12 protein-coding genes are annotated in these 14,722 nt (G+C 40.1%); all 12 read left to right on the forward strand.

Annotated elements, in window-relative coordinates; genetic code table 11:
* Nucleotides 1–40 precede the first annotated feature (40 nt).
* The 12 genes from pyrH to NST21_RS09235 all read left to right on the forward strand — a co-directional run bounded on the left by pyrH (nt 41) and on the right by NST21_RS09235 (nt 14,719).
* Entirely contained in the window at nt 41–763 is a 723-nt protein-coding gene (pyrH, locus tag NST21_RS09180; protein ID WP_053345351.1) for a UMP kinase, read from the forward strand.
* A 3-nt stretch (nt 764–766) separates the two neighbouring features.
* On the forward strand, nt 767–1,324 hold the full coding sequence (frr, locus tag NST21_RS09185) for a ribosome recycling factor (protein WP_053345352.1): 558 nt from the start codon (nt 767–769) through the stop codon (nt 1,322–1,324).
* A 393-nt stretch (nt 1,325–1,717) separates the two neighbouring features.
* On the forward strand, nt 1,718–2,491 hold the full coding sequence (locus NST21_RS09190; RefSeq protein ID WP_056526832.1) for an isoprenyl transferase: 774 nt from the start codon (nt 1,718–1,720) through the stop codon (nt 2,489–2,491).
* 25 nt (nt 2,492–2,516) lie between these two features.
* Complete coding sequence (locus NST21_RS09195; RefSeq protein ID WP_056527103.1) at nt 2,517–3,314, forward strand: phosphatidate cytidylyltransferase; 798 nt, start codon at nt 2,517–2,519, stop codon at nt 3,312–3,314.
* A gap of 49 nt (nt 3,315–3,363) precedes the next feature.
* Nucleotides 3,364–4,524 (forward strand): 1-deoxy-D-xylulose-5-phosphate reductoisomerase, encoded by a 1,161-nt coding sequence (gene dxr / locus NST21_RS09200; protein WP_340888776.1) that lies wholly within the window; start codon nt 3,364–3,366, stop codon nt 4,522–4,524.
* A gap of 7 nt (nt 4,525–4,531) precedes the next feature.
* Nucleotides 4,532–5,800, forward strand: a complete 1,269-nt coding sequence (gene rseP / locus NST21_RS09205; protein ID WP_201181405.1) for an RIP metalloprotease RseP — start codon at nt 4,532–4,534, stop codon at nt 5,798–5,800.
* Between the two features lie 281 nt (nt 5,801–6,081).
* Nucleotides 6,082–7,782: a proline--tRNA ligase gene (locus NST21_RS09210; RefSeq protein WP_340888777.1), complete on the forward strand. Its 1,701-nt coding sequence runs from the start codon at nt 6,082–6,084 to the stop codon at nt 7,780–7,782.
* A 171-nt stretch (nt 7,783–7,953) separates the two neighbouring features.
* A complete protein-coding gene (locus tag NST21_RS09215) occupies nt 7,954–12,276 on the forward strand; it encodes a PolC-type DNA polymerase III (protein WP_340888778.1) in 4,323 nt (1,440 codons plus the stop codon).
* Between the two features lie 192 nt (nt 12,277–12,468).
* The gene (gene rimP, locus NST21_RS09220; RefSeq protein ID WP_053345358.1) at nt 12,469–12,942 is read left to right on the forward strand and encodes a ribosome maturation factor RimP; all 474 of its coding nucleotides are present in this window, start codon (nt 12,469–12,471) and stop codon (nt 12,940–12,942) included.
* Nucleotides 12,943–12,984: 42 nt separating this feature from the next.
* Nucleotides 12,985–14,115: a transcription termination factor NusA gene (gene nusA / locus NST21_RS09225; protein WP_053345359.1), complete on the forward strand. Its 1,131-nt coding sequence runs from the start codon at nt 12,985–12,987 to the stop codon at nt 14,113–14,115.
* Nucleotides 14,116–14,133: 18 nt separating this feature from the next.
* Nucleotides 14,134–14,409, forward strand: a complete 276-nt coding sequence (gene rnpM, locus NST21_RS09230) for an RNase P modulator RnpM (RefSeq protein WP_053345360.1) — start codon at nt 14,134–14,136, stop codon at nt 14,407–14,409.
* Nucleotides 14,410–14,413: 4 nt separating this feature from the next.
* Complete coding sequence (locus tag NST21_RS09235; RefSeq protein WP_056526846.1) at nt 14,414–14,719, forward strand: YlxQ family RNA-binding protein; 306 nt, start codon at nt 14,414–14,416, stop codon at nt 14,717–14,719.
* The last annotated feature ends 3 nt before the right edge of the window (nt 14,720–14,722 follow it).

The following is a 14,722-nucleotide window of genomic DNA, read 5'->3' on the forward strand; positions in this document are numbered from 1 at the left end:
AGGATGAACGAACGAAAAGATTACATAGTTGGAGGTTTTCATGAGTAACGCTAAATATAAACGTGTTGTACTAAAACTCAGTGGCGAAGCATTAGCCGGTGACGAAGGATTTGGAATTAACCCTGCAGTAATTAAATCAATTGCTGAACAAGTTAAAGAAGTAGCTGAACTTGATGTAGAAGTTGCTGTAGTTGTCGGTGGCGGAAACATTTGGCGCGGGAAAATCGGAAGTGAAATGGGCATGGATCGTGCTAATGCCGATTATATGGGTATGTTGGCTACAGTCATGAACTCATTGGCTTTACAAGATAGCCTTGATCAACTTGGAATTGAAACACGCGTCCAAACTTCCATTGAGATGAGACAAGTGGCAGAACCATACATTAGACGCCGTGCGATCAGACATCTTGAGAAAAAGAGAGTTGTAATTTTTGCAGCTGGTACAGGTAATCCTTATTTTTCAACGGATACTACTGCCGCCTTGCGTGCAGCTGAAATTGAAGCTGACGTTATCTTGATGGCGAAGAATAATGTGGATGGCGTTTATAATGCTGACCCGGTTAAAGACAAAAATGCTGTGAAGTATGATGAACTTTCTTATCTTGATGTGATTAAAGAGGGATTAGAAGTAATGGATTCGACTGCGTCCTCACTTTGCATGGACAATGATATACCATTGATTGTCTTCTCGATTATGGAAAAAGGTAATATTAAACGAGCCGTTTTAGGCGAAACGCTTGGAACAATTGTAAGGGGGAAATAAAAGATGCCGAAACAAGTTATTTCAAATGCGAAAACGAAAATGGAAAAAGCCATTGGAGCTTACACACGTGAATTAGCCAGCATCCGTGCCGGCAGGGCGAATGCCTCGTTGCTTGATAGAATATCTATTGATTATTATGGTTCTCCAACCCCGATTAATCAGGTTGCTGGTATTTCTGTACCGGAAGCTAGACTTTTAGTGATTCAGCCTTATGACAAAACCGTCTTAGGTGAGATTGAAAAAGCGATTTTGAAATCTGACTTAGGTTTAAATCCTTCCAATGATGGATCAATCATCCGTATTGCCATTCCTGCGTTAACTGAAGAACGTAGAAAAGAGCTTGTGAAGGTTGTCAAGAAAGAAGCGGAAGAAGCGAAAATAGCAGTCCGTAATGTTCGTCGCGATGGTAATGACGATTTGAAAAAACTTGAAAAAAATGGTGAAATCACTGAAGATGATTTACGCGGCTATGCTGATGACATCCAAAAGATGACTGATGGCAATATCACGAAAATCGATGAGATTACGAAAGATAAAGAAAAAGAAATTTTGGAAGTATAATCTCTTCTTAAAATATAAAATAAAGAGGGCCGAATCCATACTGGTCATGTCTTAGTTCTAACATATAGGTGTGCTAAAAAGAGAAAACTGTTATAATAAGGTTTCTCCGATAATGATTACGCCTTGAGTTAGTAAGCTGCATGCAAACGTTGGAGGTGGTCCTTTTTTGTATTTTTCATTGCAAATGATAAACTGTATTTAGAAAAAAGAAGTGATAATTTCTCCCCTTCTGACTTCTAATTAAGAATTTTTTTTCATAATAATATGAGAACAAGTTTTTTTTTGATATTATAATAAAGATTCTGTTCTTTTTCGCAGAAAGCTGATATACATAGAGCGCGAATATTTTTAACTTTGTAGAGAGATAAGTACAACCTAATGGGGGACTAACATATGTATTCACTATGGAAGCGTTTCGTTAAAAAAGATGCTTCTTCCGATGTAACAAATAGGATTCAGCATATTAAGAAGTTTGATGTTCCTCAACATATTGCCATTATTATGGATGGAAACGGCCGTTGGGCCAAAAAGCGTGCACTGCCACGCGTGGCCGGTCATCATGAAGGAATGAAAACCGTTCGTAAAATTACGAAAGTAGCCAATAAATTAGGAGTAAAAACATTAACCGTCTATGCGTTCTCCACTGAAAATTGGAAACGTCCGAAAAGTGAAGTCGACTTTTTAATGAAGCTTCCTCAGGAATTTCTCGGGACCTTTTTACCTGAGCTTATTTCTGAAAATGTAAGAGTAGAGACGATTGGCGACTTGTCTCTCATCCCGTCACATACTCAAAATGCCGTTAAACGGGCAATGGAAGATACTAAGAATAATGATGGGATGATTTTAAACTTTGCTCTAAACTACGGAAGCCGCGGAGAAATCGTAACCGCAGTGAATAGCATCGTTCATGATGTTAAGAATGGTATAATAAAGGAAAATGTTTCGGAGGAAATACTGACAAGTTACTTAATGACTAAGCATTTGTCAGATCCAGATTTACTGATTCGCACAAGCGGTGAAATCCGTTTAAGTAATTTCATGCTATGGCAGGCGGCTTATACAGAGCTATGGTTTACAGATGTATTATGGCCGGATTTTAGTGAAGAGCATTTATTGCAGGCAGTTGAGGAGTATCAAAAGCGTTCACGAAGATTCGGTGGCGTTTAATGTAGAAGGCGAGGAAAATGGAATAATGAAACAGCGAATTATTACGGCGGTCGTTGCTGCCGCTATCTTCATTCCAATAGTTATTTTAGGGGGAATTCCCTTTTTACTGCTGGTTTATCTGCTAGCGTCCATTGGTTTGTATGAACTGATGAAAATGAAAAATATGCGTGTGGTCTCTTTTGAAGCGATTCTTTCACATATCTTGTTGTGGGTACTTTTACTACCCAATGAAAATACCGCTTTTTTAGCCAATATTAATTACGATAAAGTCCAAATTTTCTTAATGGGCGTTTTACTGCTACTTCTTTATACAGTCGTTTCAAAAAATCGTTTTACTTTTGATGACGCAGGCTTTTTAGTGATCACGATCCTATACCTAGGCATGGGATTCTACTATCTATTTGAAACACGTGATTCGTTGGGTCTGGGTCTGATATATATATTGCTTGCATTATTTACGATTTGGGCAACCGATTCAGGAGCATACTTTATCGGTAAGTCACTAGGTAAAAGAAAGTTATGGCCTGAAATCAGTCCAAATAAAACGGTGGAGGGATTTTTCGGAGGGATATTCTCCGCGTTGATAGTGGGTGTGCTATTTTATGTTTTCTCTTCCCTCGACTATACATTATTACAATTGTTATTGATTTCTTTAATCATTGCGATTTTCGGCCAATTGGGAGATCTCGTTCAATCGGCTTATAAACGTCATTATGGGGTAAAGGATTCAGGGAAGCTTCTTCCAGGTCATGGAGGAATTTTGGACAGGCTTGATAGTTTGATATTTATTTTACCGATTTTGCATTTATTGCATGTATTATAATACAAATAAAGGCATAGGCAAGTGTTATATAAATTAGGAGATGAACAATTTGAAATATATCAGCCTTTTGGGTGCAACAGGTTCGATTGGCCAACAAACAGCGGATGTAGTGAGGGCTCATCCTGATCAATTCAAAATAGTGGCGCTTTCAGCTGGGAAAAATATAGAATTGGTCAGAACTTACATACAAGAGTTTGAACCGAAACTTGTTTCAGTACAGACTAAAGAGGATTATCATGTTTTAAAAAGTGAATTCTTCAGCAAAAAAGATATCGAGTTCATGTACGGAGATGAAGGACTGACCGCTGTTGCTGTTTATGATCAAGCTACAATATTAGTCAATGCCGTCATCGGAAGCGTAGGACTCTATCCAACTTTACAGGCAATAAAGGCTAAAAAGGATATTGCAATCGCCAATAAGGAGACACTGGTGACTGCAGGTCATTTGGTCATAAATGAAGCTAAAAAAGCTGGAGTTAGATTACTCCCTGTTGATAGTGAGCACTCAGCGATTTTCCAAGCGTTACAGGGTGAAAAGGAAAAGAATATCGAACGTCTAGTCATTACTGCATCAGGCGGAAGCTTCCGGGATCGTACCCGAGAAGAATTGAAAGGTGTATCGGTGGAAGAGGCCCTAAACCATCCGAACTGGTCAATGGGTGCTAAAATTACGGTAGACTCCGCTTCGATGATGAATAAGGGGTTGGAAGTCATTGAAGCCCACTGGCTATTCGATCTTCCTTACGATAAAATTGATGTATTGCTACATAAGGAGAGTATCATCCATTCCATGGTTGAATTTCATGATTCCAGTGTGATTGCTCAACTGGGCACACCCGATATGCGCGTACCGATTCAATATGCACTTACTTATCCAGACCGTCTGCCACTCGTGGGGCGTAAACGTCTGAACTTGGCTGATGCAGGGAAACTTCATTTTAGCGATATGGATTTCACCAGATATCCTTGTTTGCAATTTGCCTATGAAGCAGGTAAAATGGGCGGAACAATGACAACGGTGTTGAATGCAGCCAATGAAGCAGCAGTAGCTGCATTTTTATCTGGAAAGGTATCATTCCTGGAAATTGAGACTTTGATTGAAAAAGCGCTGAATCAGCATTCTGTCATAACACTTCCGGATTTAGAAACCATTCAGGAAGTAGATTTAATGACAAGGCAGTATATAGAATCTTTAGTGAAAGATAGGTGACCGGAACATGCAGACTTTAGAAACGATTATAGCGTTCATTATCATTTTCGGTGCTCTTGTATTTTTCCATGAGCTTGGACACTTAGTGTTTGCAAAGCGTGCCGGAATTTTATGCCGTGAGTTCGCAATCGGTTTCGGACCAAAAGTATTCACGTATAAAAAGAAGGAAACCGTTTATACGATTCGCCTGCTTCCTCTAGGTGGGTATGTGCGTATGGCTGGCGAAGATGCTGAAAATATTGAGCTGAAGCCGGGTTATCGCGTTGGATTAATTTTTGATAATGAAGAGTATGTTACAAAAATCATTTTGAACAATAAAGATAAATATCCTGATATCCGGCTTGTTGAAGTAGAAGTAATCGACCTTGATCACAAACTGATTCTTACAGGTTATGAAGAGGGAGAGGAAGATACGTTAAAAACCTTTACCATTCATAAAGAAGCGGTAATCGTTGAAAATGGTGTAGAAAATCAGATTGCACCTTATGACCGACAATTTGCCTCAAAGTCGCTTGGACACCGCTTCCTTACGATTGTAGCTGGGCCAGCGATGAACTTTGTTTTGGCGTTTGTCATCTTTGTGTTGATTGGTTTGTTTCAAGGGGTTGTTGTGGATGAAGCAAAACTCGGTGAACTGACTGCAGATGGTTCGGCTATAAATGCCGGGTTAAAATCTGGGGATGTTATTCAATCGATTGAGGGAGCAGAAGTCTCATCTTGGGGAGATGTTCAGGAAAGCATACAAAAAAACCCTGGACAAGAAATAGAGTTTGTCGTTGATAGGGACGGGAAAACATTAGAAGTACCCGTTGTTCCTCAAGAAGTGAAGAGAGATGGCAAGAAAATTGGAATTATCGGTGTCTACCCTCCAGTTGAAAAAGCACCGATTAAAGCAATACAATACGGTTTTACCGAAACATATTTTTGGACAAAACAGATCTTTATTATTCTTGGTGACCTTGTAACGGGCGGCTTTACGATCGACAGTCTATCAGGCCCTGTAGGAATCTATAAATCCACAGAAGAAGTTGCAAAACAAGGTATATTCACGTTGATGAAATGGGCAGGACTGCTCAGCATTAACCTAGGAATTATGAACCTTCTTCCATTACCAGCGTTGGATGGAGGAAGACTGCTATTCTTCGTGGTAGAATTCTTAAGAGGAAAACCAATTGACCGCCAAAAAGAAGGAATGGTTCACTTTATCGGGTTTGCATTGCTGATGTTGTTAATGATTGTCGTTACTTGGAATGACATCCAGCGATTCTTCTTATAAAACATGTTCGAATAAGGTATAACAGGCCAGCAGAATTATCTGTTGGCTGTTTCTAATCACGGGAATGGAAATCACCATTTTCTTAAGTTTTTTAAACGTTTTGGGGAAATAGTTTGTTTTCTAAGTAAATCGTAAGTATAATCGAGAATGAGTATATTAAATCAGCTTTTCTGAATATCTCAGAAAGTCTTTTTTTGTATTATATGACCGTATAAAAGCTACGGTATGTAATTATCCGTGGCGGCAGTTTAATTTAAAGGAATTATTGAAGAGGTGCAGATATGAAACAAAGTATGACGTTAATCCCTACATTGAGAGAAGTACCTGCAGATGCAGAAATTAAAAGTCATCAGCTTTTATTACGTGCAGGATTTATGAGACAAAATTCCAGTGGGGTATATAGTTTCATGCCGCTTGGGAAAAAGGTGCTTCAAAAGGTTGAAGCCATTGTTCGGGAAGAGATGGATAATGCTGGTGCAGTTGAGCTATTAATGCCTGCTTTACAACAAGCGGAATTCTGGCAGGAATCTGGACGCTGGTATACATATGGTCCAGAGTTGATGCGTTTGAAGGACCGCAACAACCGTGAATTTGCGCTTGGTGCCACACATGAAGAAGTGATTACAAGCCTAGTTCGTGATGAAGTGAAGTCTTACAAGCGTCTTCCTTTAACAGTATACCAAATTCAAACAAAATTCCGTGACGAAAAGAGGCCGCGCTTTGGATTGTTGCGTGGACGTGAATTTATCATGAAAGATGCTTATTCTTTCCATGCTAATCAAGAAAGCCTTGATGCTGTTTATAAAAAATTATATGCGGCGTATGCAAATGTATTTAGTCGCTGCGGTCTTGATTTCCGTGCGGTCATTGCCGATTCAGGAGCGATGGGTGGAAAAGATACACATGAATTCATGGTCCTATCTGAAATAGGGGAAGATACAATTGCCTATTCAGATACGTCTGATTATGCAGCTAATATTGAAATGGCACCAGTAAGTGTGAACTATGAAAAAAGTTCAGAAGCACAGGGTGCACTTGAAAAAATTCATACACCTGGGCAAAAATCAATCGAGGAAGTAGCAACATTCTTAAAAACGGATGCTACGAAGTTGATTAAATCGTTGTTGTTTAAAGTGGATGAAAAATATGTGCTCGTATTGGTGCGCGGTGATCATGAAGTCAATGATATTAAGTTGAAGAATTTCTATAACGCATCAGTCGTAGAAATGGCAGACCCAGTCGAGACGAAAGAGGTTTTAGGCTGTGCAATTGGTTCTCTTGGACCAATCAATGTCACTTCTGACGTAGAAGTGATTGCGGATGTTGCTATCGAAGTAATGGTCAATGGAATCTGTGGTGCAAATGATGAAGACTACCATTATGTGAATGTAAATCCAGACCGTGATTTTAATGTAGCCAATTATTTGGATCTTCGTTTTATTCAAGAGGGTGACCCATCACCGGATGGAAACGGAAAAATTCAATTTGCTAAAGGGATTGAGGTTGGTCACGTATTCAAGCTTGGGACAAAATATTCCGAAGCGATGAACGCGACCTTCCTTGATGAAAATGGACGATCACAGCCGATGATCATGGGTTGTTACGGAATTGGTGTATCTCGCACACTTGCAGCTGTAGCCGAGCAATTCAACGATGAAAAAGGATTGGTTTGGCCAGTGAACTTAGCGCCATACCAAGTTCATTTGATTCCAATTAATATGAAGGATGAAGCGCAGTCTGCACTTTCAGAAGAATTGTATAATGATTTTAAAATACAAGGCTTGGAAGTTCTGATGGATGATCGTCAAGAACGTGCCGGTGTTAAATTTGCTGATTCAGACTTAATTGGACTTCCTGTCCGTGTAACAGTCGGTAAAAAGGCTTCAGAGGGAATTGTCGAAGTGAAAATCCGTAAAACTGGTGAGGTTCTTGAAATTGAAAGAGCTGAACTAACTCAAAAACTTCGCGAAATATTAGGATAATTATTTTGAAAAATAGCGAAAGGAGGCATCATTCAATTGAATGATGCTTTTCCTTTTCCTACATTTAGATACTCGTGAAAGGTCCGTGTTATGTTATAATAACCACTGATATTAGCGTGGAAATAATAATGAATAAAATCTTAAGAGATAGTAGATAAGGGGAGAGAGGAAATGGATCAAAATCCAAATAGCGGTAGAGAGAGATTTCAACTCTTGCTCCAGCAGATGGACTTGACTGAGGATGCCTTTGTGAACTTTTTCATTGGTGCCGAAATTGATAAGCTCTCAATTGACAGAGAGTCCAAAACATGGCATTTTGCCTTTAATATACCTGCGTTAATTCCTTGCAGTGTTCATACAAGACTTGCTACTCAATTAGCAAGCACCTTCGCCCATATTGCGAAGGTCTCATTCACTTTGAATGTAGCTAACCCGCAAGTGACCGAACAATTAGTTAAAGAGTATTGGAAAAACTGCATAGGCGAGCTTCAAGGCATGTCTCCAGCTCTATTGTCACTACTAAATGAGCAAGAGCCTACAGTAAACGGATATAAAATTATCGTAAGTGCACGAAATGATACTGAGGCCAGTCAGTTGAAACGAAAATACTCTGGACTCATTTCGAATATCTATCAAACGTTTGGTTTCCCTCCACTGACTCTTGATGCGGAAGTAAAGGAAACAGTTTCGAATCCTGATTATCAGAAGTTTTTAGAAGAAAAACAAAAGGAAGACGCGGAAAAGGGACTTGCTGCCCTAGTGGAAATGCAGAAGAAAGAATCAGAAAAAGGTGGAGACGATGGCGTCTACGAAGGACCTGTTAAGATTGGTTATACGATTAAAGAAGATGCTGATTTCCGCAGAATTGAACAGATTATCGATGAAGAGCGGAGAATTGCAATTGAGGGCTTCGTATTTGATGCGGAAGTCCGAGAGCTTCGCAGTGGCCGTAGCTTACTGACGTTCAAAGTCACGGATTATACCAGCTCAATATTAGTCAAAATGTTTTCACGTGATAAAGAAGATGCCGCAATTCTTGCCCGTGTGAAAAAGGGAATGTGGGTACGTGCTCAAGGTAGCATTCAAAATGATACCTTTGTACGGGATTTGGTTATGATTGCAAATGATATAAATGAAATCTCTAAACAGGGTCGACAGGACAAGGCTCCTGAAGGGGAAAAGCGGGTCGAACTGCATATGCATACTCCGATGAGTTCTATGGATGCGGTGACACCGACTTCTGCCCTTATTGCCCAGGCAGCCAAGTGGGGGCATAAGGCTGTTGCCATCACGGATCATGCAGGTGCCCAATCATTCCCTGAAGCTTATAGTGCCGGGAAAAAGAATGACATTAAAATTCTTTACGGCGTCGAAGTGAATCTTGTAAACGACGGCGTGCCGGTTGTCTATAATGAGGCGCATATTGCATTGGCTGATGCCACCTATGTCGTGTTTGATGTAGAAACGACAGGCCTGTCTGCCGTTTATGATACGATAATTGAATTTGCTGCAGTAAAAATTCGTGACGGGGACATTATTGATCGATTCGAGTCATTTGCGAATCCTCATCATCCGTTATCCAATACGACCATAGATTTGACGGGAATCACTGATGATCTTGTAGAAAATGCTCCAGAAGTCTCGGAAGTACTCGAAAAGTTCAGAAATTGGGCAGGAGATGCCATACTCGTTGCTCATAACGCGACATTTGATATGGGCTTTTTGAATATAGGTTATAAAAACATGGGATATCCTAAGGCAGCGAACCCAGTTCTGGACACATTGGAACTAGCCCGATTTTTATATCCGGAGTTTAAAAACCATCGTTTAAATACATTATGTAAAAAGTTCGATATCGATTTGACCCAGCATCATAGGGCCATATATGATGCCGAAGCTACAGGCTACCTTATGTTGAAGATGCTAAAGGATGCGATGGAAAAAGACATTACCCATCATGATCAGCTAAATGACAATATGGGTAAAGGAAATGCTTATCAGCGTTCCCGTCCGTCCCATTGTACGCTGATTGCGCAAACACAGGCTGGTTTAAAAAACCTTTTTAAATTAATTTCGATATCACATATTGATTATTATTATCGTGTACCTCGGTTACCGCGTTCCCAACTTAAAAAGTATCGTGAAGGAATTCTCGTTGGATCCGGATGTGATAAAGGGGAAGTTTTTGAAGGAATGATGCAAAAGGGTTTTGAGGAAGTCATAGATATCGCTGAATTTTACGATTATCTTGAAATTCATCCGAAGGAAGTATACCAGCATTTGATTGAGCTTGAATATATCAGGGATGATAAATCGTTAGAAACAATCATCACAAATATCGTCAAGCTTGGTGAGAAATTGGATAAGCCTGTCGTTGCCACAGGGAATGTTCATTATTTGGATCCAAACGACAAAATTTACCGTAAAATCCTTGTGAATTCACAAGGTGGAGCGAACCCGCTGAATCGTCATAAGCTGCCGGATGTACATTTCCGGACAACTGATGAAATGCTGAGGGCCTTCTCATTCCTTGGTTCTGAGAAAGCCAAAGAAGTCGTGGTAACTAACACGAATAAAATCGCTGATATGATAGATGAAATCAAGCCTATCAAGGATGAGTTATACACGCCTAAAATTGAAGGCGCAGAAGAAGAGATGCGTGAGATGAGTTACGGCATGGCAAGGAAGATATACGGAGAGAACCTGCCGGAAATCGTAGAGGCCCGTCTTGAAAAAGAACTGAAAAGCATCATTGGCCATGGATTTGCCGTTATTTATTTGATTTCTCACAAACTAGTTAAAAAATCTTTGAATGATGGATATCTCGTGGGATCACGGGGGTCGGTGGGATCTTCGTTCGTTGCAACGATGACTGAAATTACTGAGGTAAACCCGCTGCCGCCACATTATGTGTGTCCAACGTGTAAAAAATCGGAATTCTTTAATGACGGTTCTGTGGGTTCTGGATTTGACCTGCCAGATAAAGACTGTCCAGATTGCGGCATTGCTTATACAAAAGACGGACATGATATCCCGTTTGAAACCTTCCTTGGCTTTAAAGGGGATAAGGTTCCTGATATTGACTTGAACTTCTCCGGTGAATATCAACCGAAGGCACATAACTATACTAAGGTCTTGTTTGGAGAAGAGTATGTTTACCGCGCTGGAACGATTGGTACGGTAGCTGAAAAAACGGCGTATGGCTATGTAAAAGGTTATTCTACCGACAATAATATCCATATGCGGGGAGCTGAGACTGACCGTCTTGTTGCTGGATGTACAGGAGTAAAACGGACTACTGGACAGCATCCAGGTGGAATCATCGTTGTTCCGGATTACATGGATATTTATGATTTCACACCTATTCAGTTCCCAGCGGATGACCGAACTTCCGAGTGGAAAACGACACACTTTGATTTCCATTCAATTCACGATAATATTTTAAAACTTGATATTCTTGGTCACGATGATCCGACTGTGATCAGAATGCTTCAGGATTTGAGCGGCATCGATCCAAAAACGGTTCCGACAGACGATCCTGAAGTAATGAAAATATTCAGCAGTACCGAATCATTAGGAGTAACCGAAGATCAAATTATGTGTAAAACTGGAACGCTCGGTATTCCCGAATTTGGTACGCGTTTTGTTAGGCAGATGCTTGAAGACACGAAACCTACAACATTTTCCGAGCTTGTCCAGATATCCGGATTATCTCATGGTACCGATGTATGGTTGAGTAATGCTCAGGAGCTGATTCACAACCGAATATGTACACTTAGCGAAGTTATCGGTTGTCGGGATGATATTATGGTCTATCTGATTTATCAAGGGCTCGATCCTTCTCTGGCGTTTAAAATTATGGAATCAGTACGTAAAGGGAAAGGGCTCTCCGAGGAATTCGAAGCAGAGATGAGAAAAAATGAGGTGCCGGAATGGTATATCGATTCATGTAAAAAGATTAAATACATGTTCCCGAAAGCCCATGCTGCCGCTTATGTTTTAATGGCTGTCCGGATTGCTTATTTTAAAGTGCATTTACCTTTATTATATTATGCCGCTTATTTCACAGTTCGTGCCGATGATTTTGAAATCGATGCGATGACGCGGGGATCTCAGGCGATCAAAACTAAGATTGAAGAAATCAATGTAAAAGGATTGGATGCATCTACTAAGGAAAAGAATACATTGACGGTTCTTGAACTTGCCTTAGAAATGTGTGAGCGCGGATACAGCTTTGCTAAGGTGGATTTGTATAAATCTAGTGCAGACCAATTCATAATTGAAGGTAACAAGTTGATTCCACCATTCAATTCAATACCAGGTCTTGGAACAAATGCGGCCATCAATATCGTTAATGCACGTAAGAATGGAGAATTCCTTTCGAAAGAAGACCTACAACAGCGAGGGAAAGTATCCAAGACGATTCTTGAATACCTTGATAAACAAGGCTGTCTAGAGTCTCTGCCTGAACAAAATCAGTTATCTTTATTTTAAAAGAGAAGCTGATGATAAAAAGGAAGAAACAGACATGATATTTGCATAAATATCTTGATTATGGTATATTTTTATTGGAAATACTAAGAGGAACCAATGGCAAGAGTGGGGAAACCCACTCTTTCGTGTTGTATTGACCATTTATTTTGAATCCGAAACCAAGCGCATACAACGCACGTATGGAGGAAACAAATGAGTAAAAAGGTAACGGAAGTTGTAGAAGAATTAGCATTACCAATTCTTGAAGAATTGCAGCTTGAATTAGTTGAAGTGGAGTATGTGAAGGAAGGTAAAAGCTGGTTCCTTCGAGTTTACATTGATAAAGAAACAGGCGTAGATCTTGAAGATTGCGGAAAAGCGAGTGAAAAGCTCAGTGAAAAGCTTGATGAAGTTGATCCAATTCCACAAATTTATTTTCTCGAAGTTTCATCTCCCGGAGCTGAAAGGCCTCTGAAAAAAGAGAAAGATTTCCTTAATGCTATCGGTAAAAATGTTTACATAAAAACATACGAGCCCATTTTAGATGAAAAAGAATTTGAAGGAATCTTAACCAGCTTCGATGGGAACGAAGTGACGCTTGAAATCAAAATCAAGACAAGAAAGAAAACAATCGTCATTCCATACGAAAAGGTAGCTAAAGCAAGATTGGCGATTACCTTCTCTTAAGTCAAGCAAATCAATAATTAAATATCCGTAAGGGGGATCACCATGGGCAATGAGTTATTGGATGCTCTCTATATTTTAGAAAACGAAAAAGGAATTTCCAGGGAAGTTTTAATCGACGCGATTGAGGCTGCTCTTATATCGGCATATCGTCGTAACTTTAACCAAGCGCAAAATGTGCGTATCGACTTGAATCTTGGTAAAGGAACAATGCGTGTATTTGCCAGAAAAGACGTTGTAGATGAAGTATTCGATTCACGTCTGGAAATTTCTGTTGAAGAAGCAAGAGCGATTGATCCCAACTACCAGCTAGAGGATATTGTCGAAATGGAAGTAACGCCAAAAGATTTCGGCCGCATTGCTGCACAAACAGCGAAGCAAGTTGTTACTCAAAGAGTGCGTGAAGCAGAGCGCGGCATCATTTATGCTGAATTCATTGATCGCGAAGAGGATATCATGACAGGGATTGTTCAACGTCAGGATTCTCGATTTATCTATGTGAGTCTAGGTAAAATCGAAGCATTGCTTCCAGTCAATGAACAAATGCCTAATGAGCAGTATAAACCTCATGATCGTATTAAAGTTTTTATCACAAAAGTTGAAAAGACGTCCAAGGGGCCGCAAATTTTTGTATCCCGTTCACATCCTGGACTTTTAAAACGTTTATTCGAAATCGAAGTGCCTGAAATTTTTGATGGAACAGTAGAAATTAAGTCAGTTGCTCGTGAAGCAGGTGACCGTTCAAAAATCTCCGTGCACTCTGAAAACGAAGAAGTCGATCCGGTCGGTTCCTGCGTAGGCCAAAAAGGACAACGTGTCCAGGCCATCGTCAATGAATTAAAAGGTGAAAAAATCGATATCGTTAAATGGTCGGAAAATCCGGTTATCTTTGTTGCGAATGCTTTAAGCCCTTCAAAAGTACTTGAAGTTATCGTAAAAGAAGAAGAAAAGGCGACAACTGTAATCGTTCCGGACTATCAGCTTTCACTTGCAATTGGTAAGCGTGGACAAAATGCTCGCTTAGCTGCCAAACTTACTGGTTGGAAAATTGATATCAAGAGTGAAACAGAAGCCCGTGAAGCGGGTATTTACCCGGTTGAAGAACAGGAATTCCTTTTAAGCAGGGATAGCTATGTGAATGAAGAGGATATAGATTTCGAAGAGGATAACGAGTAAATTTAGAGGTGAAAAAAGATGAATAGCCGAAAAAAAATCCCGATGCGTAAATGTGTGGCCACAGGCGAAATGAAGCCGAAGAAAGAACTCATACGTATCGTTCGATCTAAAGAAGGGGAAGTCAGCCTTGATCCGACCGGAAAAAAATCGGGAAGGGGAGCTTATTTGACTCTTGATCGGGATGTTATCGAGCTGGCCAAAAAGAAAAATGTGCTGGCTAATCACCTTAGTACCCAAATCGATTCCTCCCTTTATGAACAATTGCTTGAATTAGTGAATAAGGAGAAATACTAACACCATGACCCAACAACAACAATGGATGTCTCTATTAGGTTTGGCCAATCGAGCACGCAAGCTAATTTCGGGTGAAGAATTAGTGGTTAAAGAGATTAGAAGCGGTAATGCCAAAGTTGTTATTTTATCCGCGGACGCTTCAAAAAACACTGAAAAAAAAATATCTGATAAGTGCGCATTTTATCAGGTTCCTTTAAAAAGAGTCGAAAGCAGGTCTATGCTCGGCCATGCGATTGGTAAGGAAGCTAGAGTTGCCGTCGCAGTTCTGGATGAAGGTTTTGCACAAAAACTCCGAACGCTGCTCGATTAAATT

This window comes from Peribacillus sp. FSL K6-1552, assembly GCF_038005205.1.
GTDB lineage: Bacteria > Bacillota > Bacilli > Bacillales > DSM-1321 > Peribacillus > Peribacillus butanolivorans.

Excerpts from the sequence above, each read along its gene's own strand:
- NST21_RS09235 (WP_056526846.1), top strand. The coding sequence starts at position 14,414 with ATGACCCAACAACAACAATGGATGTCTCTATTAGGTTTGGCCAATCGA.
- rnpM (WP_053345360.1), top strand. The coding sequence starts at position 14,134 with ATGAATAGCCGAAAAAAAATCCCGATGCGTAAATGTGTGGCCACAGGC.
- nusA (WP_053345359.1), top strand. The coding sequence starts at position 12,985 with ATGGGCAATGAGTTATTGGATGCTCTCTATATTTTAGAAAACGAAAAA.
- NST21_RS09195 (WP_056527103.1), top strand. The coding sequence starts at position 2,517 with ATGAAACAGCGAATTATTACGGCGGTCGTTGCTGCCGCTATCTTCATT.
- NST21_RS09210 (WP_340888777.1), top strand. The coding sequence starts at position 6,082 with ATGAAACAAAGTATGACGTTAATCCCTACATTGAGAGAAGTACCTGCA.
- NST21_RS09215 (WP_340888778.1), top strand. The coding sequence starts at position 7,954 with ATGGATCAAAATCCAAATAGCGGTAGAGAGAGATTTCAACTCTTGCTC.
- frr (WP_053345352.1), top strand. The coding sequence starts at position 767 with ATGCCGAAACAAGTTATTTCAAATGCGAAAACGAAAATGGAAAAAGCC.
- pyrH (WP_053345351.1), top strand. The coding sequence starts at position 41 with ATGAGTAACGCTAAATATAAACGTGTTGTACTAAAACTCAGTGGCGAA.
- NST21_RS09190 (WP_056526832.1), top strand. The coding sequence starts at position 1,718 with ATGTATTCACTATGGAAGCGTTTCGTTAAAAAAGATGCTTCTTCCGAT.
- rimP (WP_053345358.1), top strand. The coding sequence starts at position 12,469 with ATGAGTAAAAAGGTAACGGAAGTTGTAGAAGAATTAGCATTACCAATT.
- rseP (WP_201181405.1), top strand. The coding sequence starts at position 4,532 with ATGCAGACTTTAGAAACGATTATAGCGTTCATTATCATTTTCGGTGCT.